General features: G+C 70.1%; 18 protein-coding genes and 2 pseudogenes. 14 read left to right on the top strand and 6 right to left on the bottom strand.

Going from position 1 to position 21541, the window contains the following annotated elements; translation table 11 throughout:
• Positions 1–44: 44 nt before the first annotated feature.
• From ACIG36_RS05875 to ACIG36_RS05845, 7 genes are all read left to right on the top strand, one after another.
• A complete protein-coding gene (locus ACIG36_RS05875; RefSeq protein ID WP_399922598.1) occupies positions 45–1427 on the top strand; it encodes a cation:proton antiporter in 1383 nt (460 codons plus the stop codon).
• A gap of 117 nt (positions 1428–1544) precedes the next feature.
• Complete coding sequence (locus tag ACIG36_RS05870; RefSeq protein ID WP_399922595.1) at positions 1545–3335, top strand: 2-isopropylmalate synthase; 1791 nt, start codon at positions 1545–1547, stop codon at positions 3333–3335.
• Between the two features lie 94 nt (positions 3336–3429).
• Complete coding sequence (locus ACIG36_RS05865) at positions 3430–5004, top strand: amino acid adenylation domain-containing protein (RefSeq protein ID WP_399922592.1); 1575 nt, start codon at positions 3430–3432, stop codon at positions 5002–5004.
• Positions 5005–5092: 88 nt separating this feature from the next.
• On the top strand, positions 5093–6046 hold the full coding sequence (locus tag ACIG36_RS05860) for a chlorinating enzyme (protein WP_399922590.1): 954 nt from the start codon (positions 5093–5095) through the stop codon (positions 6044–6046).
• A 66-nt stretch (positions 6047–6112) separates the two neighbouring features.
• On the top strand, positions 6113–6340 hold the full coding sequence (locus ACIG36_RS05855) for a phosphopantetheine-binding protein (RefSeq protein ID WP_399922587.1): 228 nt from the start codon (positions 6113–6115) through the stop codon (positions 6338–6340).
• A gap of 135 nt (positions 6341–6475) precedes the next feature.
• Positions 6476–7729 carry an aminotransferase class I/II-fold pyridoxal phosphate-dependent enzyme gene (locus ACIG36_RS05850; RefSeq protein WP_399922584.1) on the top strand — a complete coding sequence of 418 codons (1254 nt, stop codon included), beginning with the start codon at positions 6476–6478 and terminating at the stop codon, positions 7727–7729.
• The gene (locus tag ACIG36_RS05845) at positions 7726–8496 is read left to right on the top strand and encodes a thioesterase II family protein (protein ID WP_399922582.1); all 771 of its coding nucleotides are present in this window, start codon (positions 7726–7728) and stop codon (positions 8494–8496) included. The genes ACIG36_RS05850 and ACIG36_RS05845 overlap by 4 nt, the downstream gene beginning before the upstream one ends.
• A gap of 80 nt (positions 8497–8576) precedes the next feature.
• On the opposite strand, the gene ACIG36_RS05840 is transcribed toward ACIG36_RS05845, so the two are convergent.
• The 4 genes and pseudogenes from ACIG36_RS05840 to leuC form a co-directional block, all read right to left on the bottom strand.
• Positions 8577–8969 (bottom strand): cupin domain-containing protein, encoded by a 393-nt coding sequence (locus ACIG36_RS05840; RefSeq protein WP_399922579.1) that lies wholly within the window; start codon positions 8967–8969, stop codon positions 8577–8579.
• A gap of 150 nt (positions 8970–9119) precedes the next feature.
• Positions 9120–10154 (bottom strand): annotated as a pseudogene (locus tag ACIG36_RS05835) (3-isopropylmalate dehydrogenase); the annotation flags it as partial.
• A gap of 15 nt (positions 10155–10169) precedes the next feature.
• Positions 10170–10751: pseudogene (leuD, locus tag ACIG36_RS05830) on the bottom strand (3-isopropylmalate dehydratase small subunit); the annotation flags it as partial.
• 6 nt (positions 10752–10757) lie between these two features.
• Positions 10758–12182 (bottom strand): 3-isopropylmalate dehydratase large subunit, encoded by a 1425-nt coding sequence (leuC, locus tag ACIG36_RS05825; RefSeq protein WP_399922576.1) that lies wholly within the window; start codon positions 12180–12182, stop codon positions 10758–10760.
• Between the two features lie 262 nt (positions 12183–12444).
• On the opposite strand from leuC, the gene ACIG36_RS05820 reads away from it, so the two are divergent.
• From ACIG36_RS05820 to ACIG36_RS05810, 3 genes are read left to right on the top strand one after another with little or no spacing between them, the layout of a single operon-like run.
• On the top strand, positions 12445–12678 hold the full coding sequence (locus tag ACIG36_RS05820) for a hypothetical protein (protein WP_399922573.1): 234 nt from the start codon (positions 12445–12447) through the stop codon (positions 12676–12678).
• A 41-nt stretch (positions 12679–12719) separates the two neighbouring features.
• Positions 12720–13025 (top strand): DUF6247 family protein, encoded by a 306-nt coding sequence (locus ACIG36_RS05815; RefSeq protein WP_399923955.1) that lies wholly within the window; start codon positions 12720–12722, stop codon positions 13023–13025.
• On the top strand, positions 13022–13321 hold the full coding sequence (locus ACIG36_RS05810) for a hypothetical protein (RefSeq protein WP_399922570.1): 300 nt from the start codon (positions 13022–13024) through the stop codon (positions 13319–13321). The genes ACIG36_RS05815 and ACIG36_RS05810 overlap by 4 nt, the downstream gene beginning before the upstream one ends.
• A gap of 45 nt (positions 13322–13366) precedes the next feature.
• Here the strand turns inward: ACIG36_RS05810 and ACIG36_RS05805 are convergent, their stop codons facing one another.
• Complete coding sequence (locus tag ACIG36_RS05805) at positions 13367–14395, bottom strand: hypothetical protein (RefSeq protein WP_399922567.1); 1029 nt, start codon at positions 14393–14395, stop codon at positions 13367–13369.
• Between the two features lie 232 nt (positions 14396–14627).
• Between ACIG36_RS05805 and ACIG36_RS05800 the strand changes: the two genes are divergently transcribed.
• The 3 genes from ACIG36_RS05800 to ACIG36_RS05790 all read left to right on the top strand — a co-directional run bounded on the left by ACIG36_RS05800 (position 14628) and on the right by ACIG36_RS05790 (position 18560).
• Positions 14628–15677, top strand: coding sequence for an FUSC family protein (locus ACIG36_RS05800; RefSeq protein ID WP_399922564.1), 1050 nt, complete (start codon positions 14628–14630; stop codon positions 15675–15677).
• A 74-nt stretch (positions 15678–15751) separates the two neighbouring features.
• Positions 15752–16807, top strand: coding sequence for a hypothetical protein (locus ACIG36_RS05795; protein ID WP_399922560.1), 1056 nt, complete (start codon positions 15752–15754; stop codon positions 16805–16807).
• A 571-nt stretch (positions 16808–17378) separates the two neighbouring features.
• Positions 17379–18560, top strand: coding sequence for a serine hydrolase domain-containing protein (locus tag ACIG36_RS05790; protein ID WP_399922557.1), 1182 nt, complete (start codon positions 17379–17381; stop codon positions 18558–18560).
• 114 nt (positions 18561–18674) lie between these two features.
• On the opposite strand, the gene ACIG36_RS05785 is transcribed toward ACIG36_RS05790, so the two are convergent.
• The gene (locus ACIG36_RS05785; RefSeq protein WP_399923952.1) at positions 18675–20009 is read right to left on the bottom strand and encodes a phosphatase PAP2 family protein; all 1335 of its coding nucleotides are present in this window, start codon (positions 20007–20009) and stop codon (positions 18675–18677) included.
• Between the two features lie 562 nt (positions 20010–20571).
• Between ACIG36_RS05785 and ACIG36_RS05780 the strand changes: the two genes are divergently transcribed.
• Positions 20572–21534, top strand: coding sequence for a UDP-glucuronic acid decarboxylase family protein (locus ACIG36_RS05780; protein ID WP_399922554.1), 963 nt, complete (start codon positions 20572–20574; stop codon positions 21532–21534).
• Positions 21535–21541 lie beyond the last annotated feature (7 nt).

Below are 21541 nucleotides of genomic sequence, written 5' to 3'. Positions count from 1 at the left end.
CCTCACCGTTCCGGGTCTTCCTTCACCCGCGCCTTCCTGCGCCTGTGCCTCCTCCCACCTGCGCGCCTTCCTTACCCGCGCCTTCCTCACCCGCGCCTCCTCTCACCTGCGCCTTCCTCCGGAGTCTTCTCATGACAGGACATACCGTCGCGGACTTCTTTCTCGCGCTCTCGCTCGCCCTGGGCGCCGCCCGTGTCTTCGGGGCACTCGCCCGCCGGGTCGGCCAGCCCGCCGTTGTCGGCGAGATCTGCGCGGGGCTGCTCGCCAGCCCGATGATCATCACCCAGGCAGGGGCCGACGCCGTGCTGACCGCCGAGGTGAAGCCCCTCCTGGGGGCCCTGGCCAACGTGGGCCTGGCCACCTTCATGTTCCTCATCGGCTACGAGATCGACGGTGCCTTCCTGCGCAACCACAGGAAGGCCACGTTGGGTGTGGTCGCCGGCTCCGTCGCCGTGCCCTTGGCCGCGGGCGTGGCGCTCGCGATTCCGCTTGCTCACGAGTATGCCGCCGGCCATCGCACCGGCTTCGTCCTGTTCGTCGGCGTGGCTATGTCGGTCACGGCCTTCCCCGTGCTGGCCCGGATCCTCGCTGACCGCGGCCTGAGCACCCATCCGGTCGGCAACCTCACTCTGGCCGCGGCGGCCGTGGGGGATCTGGTCGCCTGGATCTGCCTGGCGGCCGTCGTGGCCTACGCCGGAGCCGCGGGCCAGTGGCGGATGGCGCTGGTGCCGGTCTATCTGTTCGCCATGCTCGTCGTGGTCCGGCCGCTGCTGGGCGTGGTGGTCGAGCGGGCCCGGCGGCGGGAAGCGGGTGCCGAGCGGCTGGTGCCCGTCCTGATCGTGGGCCTGATGCTGTCGTGTGCCGCCACGGAGTGGCTCGGGATCCATTTCATCTTCGGCGCGTTCGCGTTCGGTGCGGTCATGCCGCGTAACGCCCTGGGCGGGATACGCACGCAGATCATGCGGCACATGGAGCAAATGGGCCATGTTCTGCTCCCGCTGTACTTCGTGCTGGCCGGCACCAAGGTCGACCTGTCCGCCTTCGACGTCACCACCCTTCTGACGCTGGCGGCCGTGATCGGTGTGGCTGTGCTCTCGAAGGCGGGCGGCGCCTATGCCGGTGCCCGGCTCTCCGGGCTGCCTCATACCGTGGCCCTGCCGGCTGCCGTGCTGATGAACACCCGGGGGCTCACCGAGATCGTCATCGTGGCGGTGGCACTGGAGATGGGTCTTGTCAACCAGAGCTTCTATTCCATGATGGTCGTGATGGCAGTCGTGACGACCGCCATTACCGGGCCGCTCCTGAAACTTTGCGGCGTGTTGCCACAGGAGCAGCCGCTCCGCAGGCCGGACGTTCCGGATCTCCCCGACCTCCCTGACGTCGAGCATGCGGCTGCCCTGCCGGAAACCACAGTGAAGACCGGATGAGGCGGGTCTGAGGACCGGCTGGGGATGTATCGAGGACGACTCCTCATAAGTTGTCGACATCCCCGGACGAGACATTCGGCTCATCGTCTGCTGCACCGTATTCAAGGGAGGCATGAAATGACTGAGGCGCCGCCGTCACCCCCCGTCGTGTCGCGACTCAACACCCCCGGCGGCCCGCGCCACGCGGACCAGCAGTGGTGGAATGCGCAGCGCGGTTCGGCCATGCCGTTCCAGCGGTACGAGAGGTCGGGAAGCCGGCTTCCGCACGAGCTGACGGACCGTGGCTGGCCCTCGAAGTCGCTGGTGAGGGCGCCGCTGTGGGCCTCGGTCGACCTGCGCGACGGCAACCAGGCGCTCAGCAGCCCCATGGACATCGAGCGCAAGAGCCGGATGTTCGACCTGCTGGTGCGCATGGGGTTCAAGGACATCGAGGTCGGATATCCGTCGGCCAGCGACACGGACTTCTCCTTTCTCCGCACGCTGATCGAGCAGGACCGGATTCCCGATGACGTGACCATATCCGTGTTCACACCGGCCAAGCCGGAATTGATCGACCGGACCTTCGAGGCCATCGAGGGTGCGGACCGGGCCATGGTCCATCTGTGCAATGCGACCGCATGCCTGTGGCGTGAGGTCGTCTTCGGAATGAGCGCGGACGAAGTCCAGCGGATGGCACTCCATTCGGCGGAGCACATCGTCCGCCGGGCCGATGCCGTCAAGGACACGCGGCTGCGCTTCGAGTACTCGCCGGAGACGTTCAACGTGACGGAGCCCGAATTCGTGCTCCAGGTGTCGAATTCCATCACCGCGCTGTGGGACGCGAGCCCGGACCGCCCGGTGACGCTGAACCTGCCGACGACCGTGGAGACCGACTCGCCGAACGTCTTCGCCGACCAGGTCGAGTGGATGCACCGCAATCTCGACCGCCGTGACGCGGTGATCCTGTCCGTGCACCCGCACAACGACCGGGGAACGGCGGTGGCCTCCGCGGAGCTGGCCGTCATGGCCGGCGCCGACCGCGTCGAGGGCACCCTCTTCGGCAACGGCGAGCGCACCGGCAACGTCTGCCTGGCCACGCTGGCGCTCAATCTGTTCAGCCAGGGTGTGGATCCTCAGCTGGACTTCTCCGACATCGACGAGATCCGCAGCACGGTCGAGTTCGCCAACCAGCTACCGGTGCCGCCGCGTTACCCGTACGGCGGGGACCTTGTGTACACCGCCTTCTCCGGAACCCACCAGGACGCCATCGCCAAGGGCCTGGCCGCGATCGAGCGCCGGGCCGCCGAGTCCGGCGTCCCCACCACCGAGGTGCCGTGGGACGTGCCGTACCTGCCGATCGATCCCAAGGACGTGGGGCGGACGTACGAGTCGGTCGTCCGCGTCAACAGCCAGTCGGGCAAGGGCGGCGTCGCCCACGTGCTCAAGAGCGCGTACGGTCTGGACCTGCCCCGCGGCATGCGGGTGGAACTGGCCCGGAAGGTGCAGCAGGTCGCTGACGGCGACGGAGTGGAGCTCACCTCGCGGGAGCTGCGGGCCATCTTCGCCCGGACGTACCTCGACTTCGAACGGCCCGCGCTGCTGCTCAAGGAATTCCGGCTGAACCGGGACGAGGACACGGCGACCGTGGAAGCGCTGGTGGTCCACGGCGACGGCCGCGAGGAGCGGCTGACGGGCTCCGGCGCCGACGCGGCCGCCGCGTACGCCCACGCCCTGGCTGCCACCGGCCTCGCGGTCGGCATCTCCGAGATCAGCGGGCACACGCTCCGCGACGGTCTCGGCACGCAGTACGCCGCCTACGCCGAGATCACCCTGGACGGCGCGACCTGGTACGGCGCCGCGCTCGCCGGTGACGAGGACAGCGCCCGGCTCGGCGCGGTCACCTCCGCCGTCAACCGCGCCCAGGCCTGACCGGCGAGCTCGCCACCGCCGTCGCCTGACGGCCCACCCACGCTTCCCCGCACACCGGCCCCGGAATCCCGGGCACTGGAGAGGAACGGACCCGATGTCCCTGACAGGCAAGCGCCTCGCGCTGCCGGAAGACCTGCTCGTCCACCGGGTCTTCGAGACCCACGCCCGGCAGTATCCCGAGCGGACCGCGCTGACCTGCGGCGCCGAGCGGCTGACCTTCGCCGAGCTCAACGCGCGGGCCAACCGGTTCTCCCACCACCTCATCGCCCTCGGAGCGGGCCGCGGCTCCGTCATCGGAGTCTGCCTGGACCGTACGCCGGACCTCCTGGTCGCGATCCTCGGCACCCTCAAGGCCGGCGCCGCCTACGTGCCGCTGGACCCCACGTACCCCGCCGAGCGCCTGCGGCTCATGGTCTCCCAGCTCGACGCCATCAAGCTGAACGTGGCCGCGGCCGAGACCCGTGACCTGATCGCCGGGGCCCCGGGCGAGCTGATCCTCATCGACGAGCTGTCCGGGCACCTCGACGCCCAGCCGGCCACCGACCCGGTCGTCGACCTCTCCAACGACGATCTGTGCTACGTCGTGTTCACCTCCGGCTCCACCGGCACGCCCAAGGCCACCGCCGTACGGCACGAGGGCTGGTACAACCTGCTGGAGTGGCTGCGCGTCGAGTACGGGCTGGACGCAACGGCCGGCGGGCTCACGGTCAGCTCCTTCGGCTTCGACATCAGTCAACGCGGCCTGATGGCACCGCTGTTCAGCGGCGCCCCCCTCCACCTGCTGCCCAGCCGCGTCTTCGACCCCGGCATGGCCTACCGCCTGATCGAGACGCACGGCGTCCGCCAACTGCACTGCGCACCGAGCACCCTGTACGTGCTGATCGACCACGAGCGGGCCCTCGGGACCGACGCCCTGACCCGGGTCGGCCACGTCTTCATCGGCGGGGAACCGCTCACCGTCTCCCGCGTCGAGGAGTGGGCGGCCCAGGAGGGCAACTCCTGTGTCCTGCTGCACCAGTACGGGGTGGCCGAGTGCACGGACGTGGCGACCTCGCACGTGCTCGGTGACTACGCCCGCTACCGCGGCGCGGCGACGCCGGTGGGCGAACCGGTGTACAACACCGAGATCCGCCTGCTCGACGACGACCTGAACGAGGTGCCGGACGGCGAGACCGGCGAGATCTGCATCTCGGGCATCAGCGTCAGCGCCGGCTACCTCAATGCCTCCGCCGCCGACACCCGTCGGTTCACCGAACTGGCCACCCCGGACGGCCCGGTCCGGCTCTACCGGACCGGCGACCGCGGCTACGCCACCCCCGCCGGGGAGCTGGTGGTGGTCGGCCGGGTCGACGCCCAGGTCAAGATCCGCGGCATGCGGATGGACCTCGGTGACGTCGAGCACGGCGTCCGCTCCCACCCCCTCGTCGACGACGCCGTGGTCCTGGCCCTGCCGGACGACGCGGGGGAACTGAGCCTGGTGGGCTTCGTCCTGCCCGCCGACGGAGCCCTCGACACCGGAACCCTCGACACCCGGGTGCTCTACCGCGACCTGCTGAAGACCCTGCCCCGCAACATGGTCCCGCAGGAGTTCACGGTCCTCGACACCTTCCCCCTGAACCCGAACGGGAAGACGGACCGCCGGGCGCTGGCCGCCCTGGCCCGCGGCTGACCCGCGCGGCCCGCCGGGCTCCCGGCGGGCGATTCCCGGCCTTCTCCGTTCCCACCCACAATCCATTCGAGCAAAGGAACAGCTCCGCATGAGCATCGACCAGCAGCGCCCGACCCCGTCCGCGCAGATCTCCCGCAACGCCGTCGTCCCCGACGACATCAAGGCGGACATCGAGCAGTTCGGCATCGACGGGTTCACCGGCCCCATCAAGCTGTACGAGCCGGAGGAGGCCGCGGCCCTCATCCGTGAGATCCGCATCAACAACCAGGACTCCTCGCGCGCCCTGTACAAGAACAGCGTCAACTACGACCGGCACTTCGACATCCCGGAGCTCAGCCGGCACATCACCCACCCGACGATCGTCAAGTACCTCACCGCGATCCTCGGCCCGGACGTCCTGAACTGGCGGACCGAGTGGTTCCCGAAGTTCCCCGGTGCCAAGGCCACCGAATGGCACCAGGTGCGCGACTACAGCTACGCCAACGGCAAGCCGCAGCTCCTGCCGACCGAGTCGGAGTGGAACGCGTACATCGACATCACCGTCTGGACCACCTTCACGCCCGCCACCAAGGACACGGCGTGCATGAAGTTCGTCCGCGGCTCGCAGCGTGACTGGATCTTCGACGAGCACAAGGCCACCCAGGCCGGCCGCAGCACGGACTACGACGTCGCCCACGCCGACACCGGCTTCTTCGGCTACGACTTCGCCGACTTCAAGATCGACCCGAACTGGCAGCCGCGTCCCGAGGACGTCGTGGAGCTGGAGATGAAGCCGGGCGAGGCCGTCATCTTCACCGCCTCCTGCGTGCACGGCTCCACCCCGAACAACACCGAGCGCGAGACCCGCTTCGCGATCGCCAGCCGGTACGTCCCCACGCACGTGCGGGTCTACCCGGACCAGGACTCCTTCAGCGCCCACGGCGCCACGTTCGACCTCGCCGAGTACGGCAGCGTCCTCGTGGCGGGCGAGAACCGTTACGACCACAACCGGATCCGCACCGAGAACAGCCACGGCACCCCGTTCGGCCGGCCCGCGAGCTGACGCCGTCCTCCCCATCGGAGCCGACCCCGCCCTCCCCATCGGACCACCGCAAAGGAACGCAGAACGATGATCGCATCGAAGATCCACGCCATTTGGAGCCGTGAGCTCAAGCTCGAGGAGTTCTCCGACACGGACGACTTCTTCAGCCTCGGCGGCCACTCGCTGATCATGACCAGGATCCAGCGGGAGATCCTCACCGAGCTCGGCATCGAGGTCCCGATGGACCAGCTCTTCCGCAAGTCCACGGTCGCCGAGATCGCGGAGCACATCGAAACGGCCCTCTCGGCCGCCTGATCGCCCGGCCGGTACGGCCGGCCCCTCGCGGCGCCGCCGGGGACAGGGCCTCCGCCCGTCCCCGGCGCGCCGCCGTGTCATCTCCCACCACTACAGGAAGAGCCCTCAGTGCAGCTATCGAGTCGGGGCCGGCAGATGTCCCGTCTGTCGGGCATCCGCAGCATCATGGAGGACATCGCCGCCGCCGGCCGGGACACGAACGGCGGCGAATGGCTCAACCTCAGCCCAGGCAACCCTTCCCTCATCCCCGAGGTCGTCGCCGCCTGGCACCGGCTCGTCCAGGAGACCCTGGACGACCGGTTCGTCGAGTCCAGCACCCGCTACGGCCCCTCCCGCGGCACGAATGCCCTCGTCGAAGCCGTCGTCGAATACTTCAACATCACCTACGGCTGGTCGATCGGACCCGAGAACGTCGTCGTGGGCCCCGGCAGCCAGATGCTGTCCTTCATCCTCACCACCCTCCACACCGGCCCGGACGCGGACGACGTGCTGCGGCCACTGGTCCTGCCGCGGCTTCCCGACTACACCGGCTACCAGGGACTGGGCCTGGACGCGGGCGGCGTCGCCGGCATCGAGCCACTGATCGTCGACGACGGCCCGCACTCCTTCCACTACGCCGTGGACACTGAAGCCCTGGCCCGGCAACAGCACATGGGCATGATGCTGCTCTCCCACCCGGCCAACCCGACCGGAAGCAGCATCGAGGCCGCCGAACTCAAGGCACTGATCGGGACCGCCGAGGCGCACGACGTACCACTGGTGGTCGACCACGCGTACGGGGAGCCCTTCCCCGGGGTCGTGCAGACGCGGCTCGCCCCCGTCCTGCACCCGCACGTGATCAACCTCTTCACCCTGTCGAAGGCCGGTCTGCCCGGTGAGCGGATCGCCTTCGCGATCGGTCCGGCAGAGCTGATCGACCCGGTGGTGTCCTTCATCGCCAACTCGACGCTGCACGCGCCGCAGCTGCTCCAGAACGTCGTCGCCCGCGCGCTGAGCACCCGCCACATCGACGTGCTCACCACCCGGTACATCAAGCCCTACTACAAGGCCAAGCGGGCCATGGCCGAGGAACTGCTCACCGAGGCCCTGCCGGACTCCCTGGACTGGCGGCTGCACTCCAGCGACGGCGGCATGTTCTGCTGGCTGACGATCGATCACGACTGGTTCGACGACCTGAAGCTGTACGAGTTGCTCAGGCGCAAGCGGATGTTCATCGTCCCGGGCCGTCACTTCTTCGTCGAGCCGTTGGACACGCCCTTCCTGCGCACACACGGCAGGCGCTGCGTCCGGCTGAGCCTGAGTCCCGACGAATGGGTGGTCGCCGAGGGCATCAACCGGCTCGGCGAGGCACTGGAAGAGCTGCGCGCGAGCGCGGGGAGCGGGGAGTGAGTTCCGTGGACAAGTGGCTGCGCCGCCACGCTACGAAGGGCCCCGTCACCAGCCGGCTGGTCTGCCTGCCGCACGCGGGCGGCACCGCCGGCTCCTTCGCCGGCTGGGCCGGCCGGCTGCCGGCCGGAGTGGAGCTGATCGCTGTGCAGTACCCGGGCCGGCAGGACCGGCTCGCCGAGGAGCCGATCCGGGACATGAGCGAGATGGCCGACCGGGTGGCCGACGCCCTGCGGCCGCTGCTGGACGTCCCGATGACGCTCTTCGGGCACAGCATGGGCACGGGACTGGCGTACGAGGTGGCCGGTCGCCTGGAGCGCGAGGAGGGGTTCGTGATGGACCACATCTTCGTCTCCGCGCGTCCCGCACCGCACCGGATCGACGGGGAGCACCGGCACCGGCTGAGCGACGAGGACCTGGTCGCGGCGATGCGCCGGCTGGGCGGACCGGACGCGGCCGTGTACGACGTCAAGGACCTGCTGCCCCTGATCCTGCCGCCGCTGCGGGCCGACCTGGCGCTGCTGGACCGCTACCGGCCCGACCGGCTGATGCCGCTGCGGGCGCCGCTGTCGGTGTTCGGCGGGGCGGCAGACGACACGTGCTCGGCGGAGGAACTGGGGGCCTGGACGGAGGCCACCGCGGCCGATGTCCGGGTACGGACCTTCCCCGGCGGCCACCACTATCTGCGGGAGTGCGAGGACGAGGTGGTCGCAGCCGTCCGCGCGGAAATCCTGGCCGCGGGGCAGCGCCGGAGGGATCCGGCCGCCTAGTCCGCGGTGCGGGTGCGGAAATGCCGGGCCTTCGGGATCTCCCGAAGGCCCGGCATTCGCATGCAGGGAATCCGACCGGCTCAGCCGAGGTGGTGCCCCGTCGTCGCGTCGACATAATCCGGGATTTCCTCGTGGGTGTCCCCGACGGTCAGTGTCCCGGTCGGCTCGACCATGAGGATGTGGGACTCCTCGTCGGACACGGGCTTGTGCTCGGTGCCGCGCGGTACCACGTACACATCGCCCTGGTGGAGCGTCACCGCGCGCTCCTTGCCGTCCTCGCGCAGATGGATCACCAGCCGGCCGGCCACGACGATGAACAACTCGTCGGTGTCCTCGTGGGAATGCCACAGGTATTCTCCGTGGAACTTCGCGACGCGGACGTCGTAATCATTGAACTGGGCGACGATGCGCGGGCTCCACAGCTCGCTGAAGGTGTCGAGCGTCTTCTGAAGATTCACTGGTTCGATCGTCATGATCTTATGTGCCCGGTTTCCTGGAGTCGGTTCGGCAAGCGGAAAACTGGCCGATGAGAGGTGGATGTGGATCGGGAAACGCGCGTGCCGCCCCGGCAGTCGGACGGCCGGTGCGGCACGCGCGGTAAGACTGGTTCGGCGGGGCCGGGGCTACTTGGCGGCCCGCACCGCGAGGGCGTCGCCGATTTCCTCGGTGGTCCGGAAGGTGCCGTCGCGTTCGGCCAGGTCGGCCGCGACGGCCGTCTCGATGCGGGCGGCTTCGTCCTCGTGGCCGAGGTGGCGCAGGAGGAGGGCGACGGAGAGGATCGTGGCGGTGGGGTCGGCTTTTCCGGTGCCGGCGATGTCGGGTGCGGAGCCGTGGACGGGCTCGAACATGGAGGGGAACGTGCCGTCGGGGTTGATGTTGCCGGAGGCGGCGAGTCCGATGCCGCCGGTGACGGCGGCGGCGAGGTCGGTGAGGATGTCGCCGAAGAGGTTGTCGGTGACGATCACGTCGAAGCGGGCGGGGTCGGTGACGAGGAAGATCGTCGCGGCGTCGACGTGCAGGTAGTCCGTGGTGACCTCGGGGTATTCCTGGCCGACCCGGTCGAAGGTGTTCTTCCACAGGTGACCGGCGTGCACGAGGACGTTGTTCTTGTGGACCAGGGTGAGCTTCCTGCGGGGGCGGGCCTGGGCGCGCTCGTAGGCGTCGCGGACCACGCGCTCCACGCCGTAGGCGGTGTTGACGCTCACCTCGGTGGCGATCTCGGCGGGGGTGCCGGTGCGCAGCGAGCCGCCGTTGCCGACATAGGGGCCCTCGGTGCCCTCGCGGACGACGACGAAGTCGATGTCCGGGCGCCCGGCGAGCGGGGTGGCCGTGTTCGGGAAGAGCTTGGAGGGGCGCAGGTTGACGTAGTGGTCGAAGGCGAACCGCAGCTTGAGCAGCAGGCCCCGCTCGAGCACCCCGGACGGCACGGACGGATCCCCGACCGCGCCCAGCAGGATCGCATCGTGCTGCTTGAGGGAGTCCAGTTCCTCGTCCGGGAGGGTCTCACCGGTGCGGTGCCATCGCTGTGCGCCGAGGTCGTATTCCGTGGTCTCCAGTTTCACATCCTGAGGCAGGACCGCGGTGAGGACCTTGAGGCCCTGAGCCACGACCTCCCGGCCGATGCCGTCACCGGGGATCACCGCGAGGTCGAGGACACGGGGCTCGGGCCGGGTCGTGCGGGGCTTGAAGGCGGGCCGGGAGCTTTCGTACGCGGCGATGTCGGCTTCGTTCCGAAGGGTGAGGGAGATGTCGTCCAGGCCCTCGAGCAGGCGTCGGCGGGCGTTCTCGTCGAGGTCGAACCGGGCCTCGATCCCCGCCGCGCGGACCTGCCGGGCGACGAGGTCGACGGTGATCTCGGCGGTGGGGTCGTTCTCGGTCAGCTCCCACAGCGCCTCGACGGTCTCCTGCGGCAGGACCACGGTGAGCAGCCCGTTCTTCAGCGAGTTGCCGCGGAAGATGTCGGCGTATCGGGAGGAGACGACGGCCTTGAAGCCGTAGTTCTGCAGCGCCCAGACCGCGTGCTCGCGGGAGGAGCCGGTGCCGAAGTCGGGGCCGGCCACCAGGACGGTGGCGCCCTGGCGCTCCGGGCGGTTGAGCACGAAGTCGGGGTCCTTGCGCCAGGCCTCGAAGAGCCCGTCCTCGAAGCCGTCGCGGGTGATCCTCTTCAGCCAGTGGGCGGGGATGATCTGGTCGGTGTCGACGTTGCCGCGGCGCAGGGGGACGGCCCGGCCGGTGTGCGTGGTGAAGGCTTCCATGGGTGATCAGACTCCGGCGGGCGTGAGGACGTCGGTCAGGTCGGCGGGCGAGGCCAGGTGGCCGAGGAGCGCGGTGGCGGCGGCCACCTGCGGGGAGACGAGGTGGGTGCGGCCGCCCTTGCCCTGCCTGCCCTCGAAGTTGCGGTTGGAGGTCGACGCGGAGCGTTCACCGGGGGCCAGCTGGTCGGGGTTCATGCCCAGGCACATGGAACAGCCGGCATGCCGCCACTCGGCGCCGGCGTCCGTGAACACCTTGTCCAGCCCCTCCTCGACAGCCTGCAGAGCGACCCGGACGGAGCCGGGGACGACCAGCATCCGGACGCCGTCGGCGATTGTGCGGCCCTGGAGGACCTGGGCGACGGCGCGCAGGTCCTCGATGCGGCCGTTGGTGCAGGACCCCACGAAGACCGTGTCGACCTGGATGGAACGCAGCGGCTGCCCGGCCGTCAACCCCATGTATTCCAGGGCCTTTTCGGCGGCCAGGCGCTCGGAGGCGTCCTCGTACGAGGCGGGGTCGGGCACCGCCGAGGACAGGGGCGCGCCCTGGCCGGGGTTGGTGCCCCAGGTGACGAACGGGGACAGCTCGCCGGCGTCGATGACGACCTCGGCGTCGAAGACCGCGTCCGCATCGGTGCGCAGCGTCTTCCAGTACGCGACGGCGGCGTCCCAGTCCGCACCCACCGGGGCGTGGTCGCGGCCCTTGAGGTAGTCGAAGGTGGTCCGGTCGGGGGCGATCAGGCCCGCTCGGGCACCGGCCTCGATGGACATGTTGCAGATGGTCATACGGGCCTCCATCGAGAGCTTCTCGATGGCGTCGCCGCGGTACTCCAGGATGTAGCCCTGGCCGCCGCCGGTGCCGATCCTGGCGATGATCGCCAGGATCAGGTCCTTGGCGGTGACACCCTCGGCCAGTTCGCCGGTGACCGTGATGGCCATGGTCTTGGGGCGGTCCAGCGGCAGCGTCTGGGTGGCCAGTACGTGCTCGACCTGGCTGGTGCCGATGCCGAACGCCAGCGCACCGAAGGCGCCGTGGGTGGAGGTGTGGCTGTCGCCGCAGACGACGGTGGTGCCCGGCTGGGTCAGGCCCAGCTGCGGTCCCACCACGTGGACGACGCCCTGCTCGACGTCGCCCAGGGAGTGCAGCCGGACGCCGAACTCGGCGCAGTTCGCGCGCAGCGTCTCCAGCTGAGCCCGGGAGACCGGGTCCGCGATCGGCTTGTCGATGTCGAGGGTGGGCGTGTTGTGGTCCTCGGTGGCGATGGTCAGGTCCAGCCGGCGGACCGGGCGCCCGGCCTTGCGCAGGCCGTCGAAGGCCTGCGGGCTGGTCACCTCGTGCAGCAGATGCAGATCGATGAAGAGCAGGTCGGGCTCGCCCTCGGCGCGCTGGACGACATGATCGTCCCAGATCTTCTCCGCGAGTGTCCTACCCATCGCTTTCCCTCCGGCCACTGGTCGTTCGTCTCACCCGGCCGACGCTAGGCGGCGGACTCCCCGCCCCGTCCTTGATCGGTCCTCAGCGGCATCCCGACCGTGATCGGGGCCGCGCTGTCCAGGCCGGGGGCGCGCATGCGTGTCCGTCGTCCGGGCGAGTGCGGTGCGGCCGCCCTCGAGGCGGCGCGACCGGCGGTCCGTCTCCGCCTGGTTCCGAAGATGAAAACGCAGAAAAGTGCGGATCCTGATACGATTCGGGGCCATGATCAGGAAGAAGGGTGAGGACCTCGCCCTCGACGCCGTGACCTCGGCGCGCCACGCATGGAAGAAGGCCGAGGCCGAGTTCCATGCTGCAATCGTCCGCGCGTTCGAGGCCAAGCCTGTTCATGGCCGCAAGGCCGAGATCGCGGGCGCCGCCGGCTTCTCCGACTCCCGCGTCCGTCAGATCCTCAACGACGCCGCCAAGACTGGACAGGACAAGGGGCAGGCCGCGTGAGCGCCCACTCCGCCACACAGCGACCGGCCGGCGTTCCGCCGATGCCCGAACGCAACCCGAAGGCGCTCCGGGAAGCGATCGCCTCCCACGCGCCGCAGCTTCTGGCCGACTTCGACCGGCACTGGAAGCGGGACATCGCCGACACCTACGACCTGACACCCGTGCCGGCGTTCATGGCCCGCTGGTGGACCGAGTACGCCCTCGCCCGCAACCCGAAGCTGGATGCCCAGGTGAGCGACCTCGAGGACCGCGCCGCCGAAGCGAGCGACACCGCTGAGGCCCGCGCCCTCCTCGAACAGGCCGCACACCTGCGCCGGGAAGCCGGCCGCGCGGAGCCCGGTCAGTGACCGATGGATTCATGGGCCCGCCCTGGCAGATCGACTACGTCGAATCCGCCCGCACGTACCGGGACTCACTGCCCGAAGAGGCGAGGAACAGGTTCCGGGACGCTCTGATCGACATCCTCACCGCCAAGGACCCCTACCGGCCGGGGGAGCATGTCCCGGTCGAGCCCGCCAGGTCCACCCGCTTCCGCGGCCCCCACGTCCTCGGCTTCGACGGTGGCCGGGGGTGGGCCCGCTTCGTCTTCGTCCGACGCACCGCAGACCCGCAGATCGTCATCGAAGAACTCTTCTGGCAATGAACCGGGCTTCCCGCCTCGCGCCCGTGCTGCGTGGGAGCCTGAGCGCTACGCCGGGCAGTTGGCGACCGTGCCGCCCGCGCGGTTGTCGGTGCGGCAGACGTTGTCGCCAGGGCCGCCGTCGACGGTCCCGTACTCGCCGACGGCAACTGCCGTGCTTTCCGGTCCCTGGATGACGTCATCGTCGTCGTCCCCGGAGACCGTGACGTATGCGGCCTGCCCGACGGACGGCACCTCGATGAGGTCGGCTCCGGCGCCCCCACGGATGTAGACGGGGCGTGCCTCGGAGTCGTTGCCGATCGCGCCGGTGCGGATGACGTCGTCGCCTTCGTTGCCGTCGACAGTGACAGGGGTGGGCAGGCGGGACGACAGGCGGGAGGTCCTGTCCACCGTGATGTCGTCCTCGCCGGGGCCGCCGCGGAGCGGGCCGCCGAGTTCCCCGACCGTGACGGTGTCGTCGCCGGTTCCGCCGTCGAGCCTGCTCGACTTGTCCACCGCGGTGACGCGGAAGGAGGCGAGGCGGAGGGTGTCGTCTCCGTCGCCGCCTTCGATGCTGGTGCTGTACACGGCGCCGGTGGTGATCTCGTCGGCTCCGGCGGCACCGTTGATGTGTCCCAGGGACGACACGTCGCCGGTGGTGATGGTGTCGTTGCCCGCGCCGCCGTGGATGGTGCCCTGGACGCTCCACTTGTCCTTGTCGGTCACGCTGATCTCGTCGTCGCCGTCACCACCGTCGATGAATCCACGGATGTTGCCTCCGCTGCCGCCGGCGAGGATCCTGTCGACGACGATGACGTCGTCCCCGCCGAGGCCGTTGACCACGCCGTACAGGTGGCCGCTGACGGCGTCGCCGCCCCTGACCTCGATGATGTCCGCCTTGTCGGTGCCGTTGAGGGGCCCGTCGTAGGAACGGAGCCCCTCCGTGCACACGATACGGACGCCACCGGTCGGCAGGTCGCTGCTGGTGCAGCCGGGCGGGAGGGCCGGTGCCACGGCGGCCGCGGCCGGGGCCGCGGGCGTGGCTGTGAGCACGAGACCCACGACGAGCGCGCCGACGGCGGTATGTCTGAAGGGCATGGCTGTTCCCTCCTGAAGGCCTGAATATGCCAGAAGTGCGAGCAAACAGCGTTCCCATGAGGGCCGGACTTCACAAGCGGGAAATCGGCCCGGCTGGAATCCAGCACCCCGAAAGTTGAGCCGACGAGCGTGATGCAGAGGTGTCGTCCGCACGGGTAGCGGACGAAACCGCCGGGGTCCTCTACGGTCGGCGAGGGGGTGATCCCGGATCGCGGCCGGAGGAGAGACGCAGATGCCCGTACCCGACGCCGATGCCGGCTCTGTGGGGTGGGGTGGGCGGCTGCGGCGGGTGTGGCGGGAGCTGTGGCGCCCCACCGGCCGGGCCGATCCCGCTGCGGGCATCGTTGCCGGTTTCGCGCTGCTGGTACCGCTGCTCGCGGCGGTCTGGGCCGGGCACCCGGCGGTGGGCGCATCGATGGCGCTGTCGGTCGCGCTGGTGGCATTGCCCCTGCCTGCCACGGCGGGCGGGGGCGAGCGCGTACGGATCCTGCTGGCCCGCACCGTCTGCCTGACCGGCGCCGGGATCTACGTCTGGCTGATCGGCCCGCATACCTGGCTGCTGGCCGCCGGGGTGACCGTCGCGGCGGCCACCGGGGCCCTCGCACCCCGGATCGGCACCATCGCCCCGCTGGCGGTGCTGATGGTCGGCATCACCGGCAGCGGCGCCTCGCCGGCCGTGCCCGGCCTGGAACAGCTTGCGGGCGGCCTGTTGGCCTCGGCACTGCTCCTGCCCCGTTGGGGCCGCCCGCGCCCCGACACGCCCGCCCCGACAGCCGTGCCCGCCCGGCCGCGGTGGCGGCACGCCGCCCGCCTGGCCGTGCTCGTCGGCGCCGTCGCCAGCCTCCTGACCCTCAGCGGCCACCTGGGGGGCGAGATGCACTGGCTGGTCACCTCCGTTCTGCTCACCGCTCAGCCCACCCCCGAAGCCACCCGCACCAAAGGCACCAAACGGGTCCTCGGCAACACCATCGGCGGCATCGCCACCGCCCTGATCCTGCTCGCCGAGCCCGGCCTCACCGCCGTCGCCGTCATCGTCGGCCTTGCCGGTGCCGCCGCCTATTGCTGGCGCCCCGCCAACTACCTCTACTGGGCCCTGGCCGCGCCGATCCTGTTGCTGCTCCTCGGCGACTACGACCGGCCGGTCCCCTGGTACGCCGCCGCCGTCCGCGTAGGCCTCAACATCCTCGGCGGCGCGCTCGCCCTGACTGCCGCCCGCTGGCTATGGCCCACTCGCCCACGGAGGACGGCCCCGCCGACACAGGGCGGAACTCGCCGGCCATGACGCCGGGCCCGCCGCGCGGTGAATTTTTTGCTGTTCGCTTGTGAGTCGGGCGTTGTTCCGGTCTGTTGTCGTGTATGACGACGGGCCAGGTTCTTCCGCCCTTTGGCAAGCCCCGCCGCCGGCAGCGGCCGCTGCTCGGCTGCGTCCTGCGGCTTGTGGGCATGGTCAGCACTCTCTGGGGAGTCCTCTTCTTCCTGCCGGCAGCCGTCCGGCTCAAGACCGTCTTCATCCCTGTGCCGGACGGCGAGCCCTTGTGGCGAAAGCTCCTGGTCGTCGTGGGCTGCGGGATCTGGGGTGCGATGGCGCTGCTGTTGGGCATGCGGATGCGGCGTCGTGGGCGGCGCCACCATGTCCGGGTGGTCAGGACGCTGGAGGAGGCCAAGCGGGAACCGTACGTTCTGTATCTGCGGCCCTTTGCCGAGGACGCCACCGGCCGGCTGATGCCGCATGCGTTCAGCCGCTGGCAGGGGGTGGGCGGCAGCCTCGTCAACGGCAGCTCGCTCACACTGGAAGAAGGCGTGTGCAGGATCTTCCGTGGATTCGGCCGGCCGCTCGCCGTCGGAGAGCCCGACGAGGCGCTCCCCCCGACCGGATCCCGCCGCCTCTACCTGCCGTTGCACGACTGGCAGCCCACGGTCACATCGCTGATCGCGGACGCCCGACTGGTCCTCCTCGTGGCCGGCACCAGCCGGGGCACCCTGTGGGAACTGGCCGAGGTGATCCGACTGAGACGCCCGGAGAGCGTTCTGGTCCTGCTCTATGGCGACCAGGAGACCTACGACGAGTTCCGCGCCGCCGCCGAGCAGGAACTGGAAATGCGTGCCAGGGAACTGCGACAGGTGCACGGCCCCGGCTGGCAGCCGCCCCGCTTCCCACCCTTCCCCGGCTTTCGGCAACCGGGCAAGCTGACGTGGGTGCCGCGTATGCGGGCCGTCATCCATTTCCGCGCCGACTGGACGCCTGAAGTCCTGCTCCTGGACCCGACCGCTGTGCGCGCATGGACGCACGAAGGACGCCTCCGCAAGATGAGCCGCACCCAGATGGTCCCGCTGATGACACAGTTGAACGAGAACCTCGGAACGGACACCACGAGCCGAGCACGACTGGGCCCTCTGCCCCTGGACCCATAGTGAGAGCCCTCATTTCGACGGGCGGACGGCCAGGACGTGCCCTCCCACCCCGACCTCGGCGGTCGCGCCCGCCGGAACCGTCACGCCCCAGCCGAGGAACAGCTTGCGGTACACCTCCCCGAGCAGGGTGCCGGGCCCGACCGGCGAAGGCCCTGCGGCGCGGGCGCGACCGTGAGCGCGCCCGCCGGCCCCACCGTGCCTGCCGCCGGCGACGCGGCCGTCATCAGTCCGGCTGCCGCCCCGCCGAGCGCCGTTGCCCCCGCCAGGATGCCGCGTCGCGTCACTTCTGCCATGGTCCGCTCCCGTCGTCACGTCACCGGATGCGCGGGTGCATCCCGCCCTGCCTCGATCCTCGGGGGGACGGGTGCGGCCGGGCATCGTCCGTGATGACCAACTGCCCTGTACATCCAACGGTGTAGGGATCACGTCCCACAGGAGGTTGCGGAGGCCGGTGAGGTTTCGGGAGGTTGGGAGATCATCCGCCTGAACGGGACCCTCTCAACCACCCCGGCCCTGTCCGCGGTCCTGGTACACAGGCGGCCTTCCCGCAAGCGACTGTGAGGAGTACGGAATGGCTTTACGGAAAAGCATGAAGGCCGGCGTGGTGGGTACCGTGCTGGCCGCGATGATGGCCGGCGCCTTCGTGGTGCCCGCCCGGGCGGCATCGGACACGGCGGCATCGGACACGGCTCCCGCGGGCGCCGGCCACCGGGCCACGCAGCGCGCGATGGACGCGGCCGTGAAGGCGGGCACCCCCGGTGTCACGGCCCAGGCGCGTGACACCGGCGGCGTCTGGGCGTCGGCGTCGGGCGTGGGCGACCTGACATCGGGTGCGCCGCGCGGCAAGAACGACAAGTTCCGCGTCGGCAGCATCACCAAGACGTTCGTCGCGACCGTCCTGCTCCAGATGGAGGCGGAGGGGAAGCTCAGCCTCGACGACACCGTGGAGCGCCGACTGCCCGGCCTGGTGCGGGGCAACGGCAACGACGGCCGCAGGATCACCGTCCGGCAGCTGCTCAACCACACCAGCGGCCTGTTCGACTACCTGGACGACGAGGAGTACAGCAGGACGTACCTGGAGGGCGACGGCTACCTCCGGCACCGCTACGACACCCTGCCGCCGGAGAAGCACGTGAAGGTGGCGCTCTCCCACAAGCCCCTGTTCGATCCCGGTGACAGGCACTCGTACTCCAACACCAACTACATCCTGGCGGGCCTGATCGTCGAGAAGGCCGGCGGGAGGTCGTACGAGGACGAGGTCCGCGACCGCATCATCACTCCACTGGGGCTGAAGAACACCTCGAACCCCGGCAACAGCATCCACCTGCCCCGGCCCAGCAGCCGCGGCTACTCCAAGCTGTTCAGGTCGGCACCCGACCGGATCGACGACGTCACCGAAATGAACGGGTCGCAGGGCTGGGCCGACGGCGACATCATCTCCACGGCGGGCGACCTGAACCGGTTCTACAGCGCCCTGCTGGGAGGCAAGCTGTTGCCGCCGAAGCAGCTGAAGGCGATGAAGACCACCGTCGCCGTCCCCGGCTCCTCGGGCATGTCCTACGGGCTCGGCCTCGCACGGATCGGGACGAGCTGCGGCACCACGCTCTGGGGCCACAGCGGAGGCATGACCGGGTGGCTCTCCATGGCCGTGACCACCGCGGACGGCCGTCACCAGCTCGCTTACAACTACAACGGCGACTGGGACAGGACGTCCATGGTCAAGATCATCGAAGCCGAGTACTGCGGCACGTGACGCTGAGGGGCCCCGGCCGGCCTCCGGTCCTCGCGCCCGGCCGGCCCCGTTCCCCGCGCCTGGTTGATCACCTTCCGCCAGGCGTCCCCGGCCGGGGACGCCTGGCCGGATCACTCACACCAGTTCGGGTTGCGGTTGCGGCTGTCGCGCCGGCGCGGCCTTCGGCTCCCAGCGTCTGGTGGTCCGTACGTAGCCGTAGATCACCGAGCCCATCGCCAGAATGAGAAGCGGTCCGAACACCCATGGATGCCTGGCCATCTCCATCGGCAGACAGCGGTACGAGAGCAGGAGCGCGGCGAAGACCGTCGCACCGTAGGCGACCAGCTGGATTCCCGACCGGTCCCAGCCGCGGTCGAGCGAGCGCAGCCCTGCCTCGATCGTGAGCGTGAACACCACGCCGGCGACGAGATCCACGCCGTAGTGGTAGCCGAAGCCCAGCGTCGCGCCGAGCGTGGCGGCCAGCCAGAACGTGCCCGCCCAGCGCAGAACGCGGGGGCCCTTGCGGGAGTGAATGAAGATCGCGACTGCCCAGGCCGTGTGCAGGCTGGGCATGCAGTTGCGAGGGGTGATCCCGTCGTAGAGCACCGGGTGCGGGGGGTCGATCGGCGGCGGTGTGTGCGGCCACAGGTCGGCCACCGCCCACTGCAGGCCGCCGGTGCCGGAGGTGCCCGGCCCGTAGGCGAAGATCGGCCCGACCACCGGGAAGATCATGTAGATGCCCGGCCCGAGGAGGCCGATCACCAGAAACGTGCGCACCAGGTGGTGGCGCGGGAAGCGGCGCTCGGACGCGACGTTGCGCAGCTGGTACAGCGCGACGGCGACCGCGGCCACCGCGAGCTGGGCGTAGACGACGTCGAGAAGATGGGTGCCGATCGGGGCGGTGGCCCTGAGGATCCGGCCTGCCAGCCACGACGGGTTGCCCAGCGCGTGGTCGGCGGTGGCCACGTACTGGTCGAGCACCATCGGGCGGGTCTTCGCCGTGATGAGCAGCCAGGTGTCGCCGGCCTTGCGGCCGACCACCAGCAGCATCCCCAGCCCGACGCCCTTCAGCATCAGGGCCCGTTCCCGGCCGGTGCGGCGCGTGACGGCGAAGACCGCACAGCCCAGAATCACCCACATCGCGCCATTGCCGAAGGAATGACCCTCGGGCACCTTGGCGTCGGCCGCCCACCGCACCAGCGCGAAGACGGCGTCGATGCCGATCGCGGCGCCGGCCGCGATGAACCGTTGCCGCCAGGTGAGCACCACCATCATCAACGCCAGTCCGCCGTACAGCGGCCCCGGCTTGGTGGGGAGTATCACCGCTTCCGCCAGGGTGGTCATCGGCCCCGGTTCGCCGCTGTGGCGACGCGCGGCGATCTCCAGCGCGATGAAGAACCCGAGGGCCGGCGCAGCCGCCGTGGCCCACAGGATCGCCCGTGGTCGACGCCACGCGGCTGACTTAATTATTCCGTTTATTCGCGACAACGCCCGCGATGGTATGAGGGATATCAATTATTTGACCGATTTGTTAGATGTTGATGATGTTCGTCCGAGAGGTCGCTCTTCGCGCTGGATAGCGTGGTTTTCCGGTGAAGGACGGGCAATGGGGGTGCTCGTCCAGAGTCCGATCATGCCATCGGGGTGGTGCGGGAGGTTTCGCCGGTCACGGGTGGCACCATCCGCCAGTCGAGAGGTCACCTTGTGCCGGTGCCGGTGCCGGTGCCGGTGCCGGTCGTCGACGCCCCGGAAGCCGGACACCCCCGGCCGGACCGGTTCGAGTGGAGGCTTCGCCGGACCTGTGCAACGCTGCTGTTTGAGTCGTTTCGACTACGGGTGGTCATGGTGAGGTCCGCGACCGACGGACACCGGCCGGCAGAGACCGGCGCACCCCACCCTCCGCATTCATAGAGGCAGCCGTCCGCAGAGGCAGCCGTCCGCGGACGTCCCGGCACCCGGGCCCGGAGTCCCCGCCTGCCCGCCGGCGAAAGGCCCGCCCCCGCCAAGCCCGCCCCCGCAAAGGAGTGTGATCATGGACGAACGACGCTGGAAGCGTGCGGTGGTCACCGGAGGGGCCGGGTTCGTCGGATCCCACCTGTGCGAACGCCTGCTGGCCGAGGGCTGCGAGGTGTGCTGCGTCGACAACCTCGCCACGGGCTCGGAGGCCAACGTCGCGCACCTGCGCGACCATCCCGGCTTCAGCCTGCTGCGGGCCGACGTCTCCCGCCCGGAGACCCTGGCCGGCATACCCGGGCGGGTCGGCCTGGTGCTCCACCTGGCGTGCCCGGCCTCGCCCGCCGACTACCTGCGGCTGCCGATCGAGACGCTGGACGTGGGCAGCAGCGGCACCCGCGCCGCCCTCGAGCTGGCCCACCGCGACGACGCGCGCTTCCTCCTGGCCTCGACCTCGGAGGTGTACGGCGATCCCACGGAACACCCCCAGCGCGAGGAGTACTGGGGCAACGTCAACCCCATCGGCCCGCGCAGCGTCTACGACGAGTCCAAGCGGTTCGCCGAAGCGCTCGTCACCGCCTACCGGCGCGCCCTCGGCACCGACACCTCGATCGTCCGCATCTTCAACACCTACGGCCCCCGCATGCGCGCCGGTGACGGACGCGCGGTGCCCACGTTCATCCGGCAGGCCCTGGACGGCGAGCCCCTGACGGTCGCCGGCGACGGCAGCCAGACCCGGTCGCTGACCTACATCGACGACACGGTCGACGGGATCGTGGCACTCGCCGCCAGCGGGCGCCCCGGCCCGGTGAACATCGGCGGCGGCGAGGAGACGACGATGCTCGACCTCGCCCGGCACATCGTCGACCTGACGGGCTCGGCGTCCGTCATCCGCTTCGTCGACCGGCCCGCAGACGACCCCGCCAGGCGCCGCCCCGACACCACCAAGGCCCACCGCGAACTGGGCTGGCAGCCACGGGTCGGCCGCGAGGAAGGCCTCAAGCGGACCGTGGAGTGGTTCGCCCGGTCCGCCCCCGTCTGAGCCGCCC

The sequence above is a fragment of the Streptomyces sp. NPDC053048 genome (assembly GCF_044547045.1).
GTDB lineage: Bacteria > Actinomycetota > Actinomycetes > Streptomycetales > Streptomycetaceae > Streptomyces.
This window is presented reverse-complemented; position numbering and strand designations above follow the sequence as displayed.

What these genes read in the sequence shown, in the direction of transcription:
- ACIG36_RS05870 (WP_399922595.1), top strand. Translation starts at nt 1,545, where the DNA reads ATGACTGAGGCGCCGCCGTCACCCCCCGTCGTGTCGCGACTCAACACC.
- ACIG36_RS05840 (WP_399922579.1), bottom strand. Translation starts at nt 8,969, where the DNA reads ATGACGATCGAACCAGTGAATCTTCAGAAGACGCTCGACACCTTCAGC.
- ACIG36_RS05805 (WP_399922567.1), bottom strand. Translation starts at nt 14,395, where the DNA reads ATGCCCTTCAGACATACCGCCGTCGGCGCGCTCGTCGTGGGTCTCGTG.
- ACIG36_RS05795 (WP_399922560.1), top strand. Translation starts at nt 15,752, where the DNA reads ATGACGACGGGCCAGGTTCTTCCGCCCTTTGGCAAGCCCCGCCGCCGG.
- leuC (WP_399922576.1), bottom strand. Translation starts at nt 12,182, where the DNA reads ATGGGTAGGACACTCGCGGAGAAGATCTGGGACGATCATGTCGTCCAG.
- ACIG36_RS05820 (WP_399922573.1), top strand. Translation starts at nt 12,445, where the DNA reads ATGATCAGGAAGAAGGGTGAGGACCTCGCCCTCGACGCCGTGACCTCG.
- ACIG36_RS05860 (WP_399922590.1), top strand. Translation starts at nt 5,093, where the DNA reads ATGAGCATCGACCAGCAGCGCCCGACCCCGTCCGCGCAGATCTCCCGC.
- ACIG36_RS05850 (WP_399922584.1), top strand. Translation starts at nt 6,476, where the DNA reads ATGTCCCGTCTGTCGGGCATCCGCAGCATCATGGAGGACATCGCCGCC.
- ACIG36_RS05780 (WP_399922554.1), top strand. Translation starts at nt 20,572, where the DNA reads ATGGACGAACGACGCTGGAAGCGTGCGGTGGTCACCGGAGGGGCCGGG.
- ACIG36_RS05865 (WP_399922592.1), top strand. Translation starts at nt 3,430, where the DNA reads ATGTCCCTGACAGGCAAGCGCCTCGCGCTGCCGGAAGACCTGCTCGTC.
- ACIG36_RS05855 (WP_399922587.1), top strand. Translation starts at nt 6,113, where the DNA reads ATGATCGCATCGAAGATCCACGCCATTTGGAGCCGTGAGCTCAAGCTC.
- ACIG36_RS05790 (WP_399922557.1), top strand. Translation starts at nt 17,379, where the DNA reads ATGGCTTTACGGAAAAGCATGAAGGCCGGCGTGGTGGGTACCGTGCTG.
- ACIG36_RS05815 (WP_399923955.1), top strand. Translation starts at nt 12,720, where the DNA reads ATGCCCGAACGCAACCCGAAGGCGCTCCGGGAAGCGATCGCCTCCCAC.
- ACIG36_RS05800 (WP_399922564.1), top strand. Translation starts at nt 14,628, where the DNA reads ATGCCCGTACCCGACGCCGATGCCGGCTCTGTGGGGTGGGGTGGGCGG.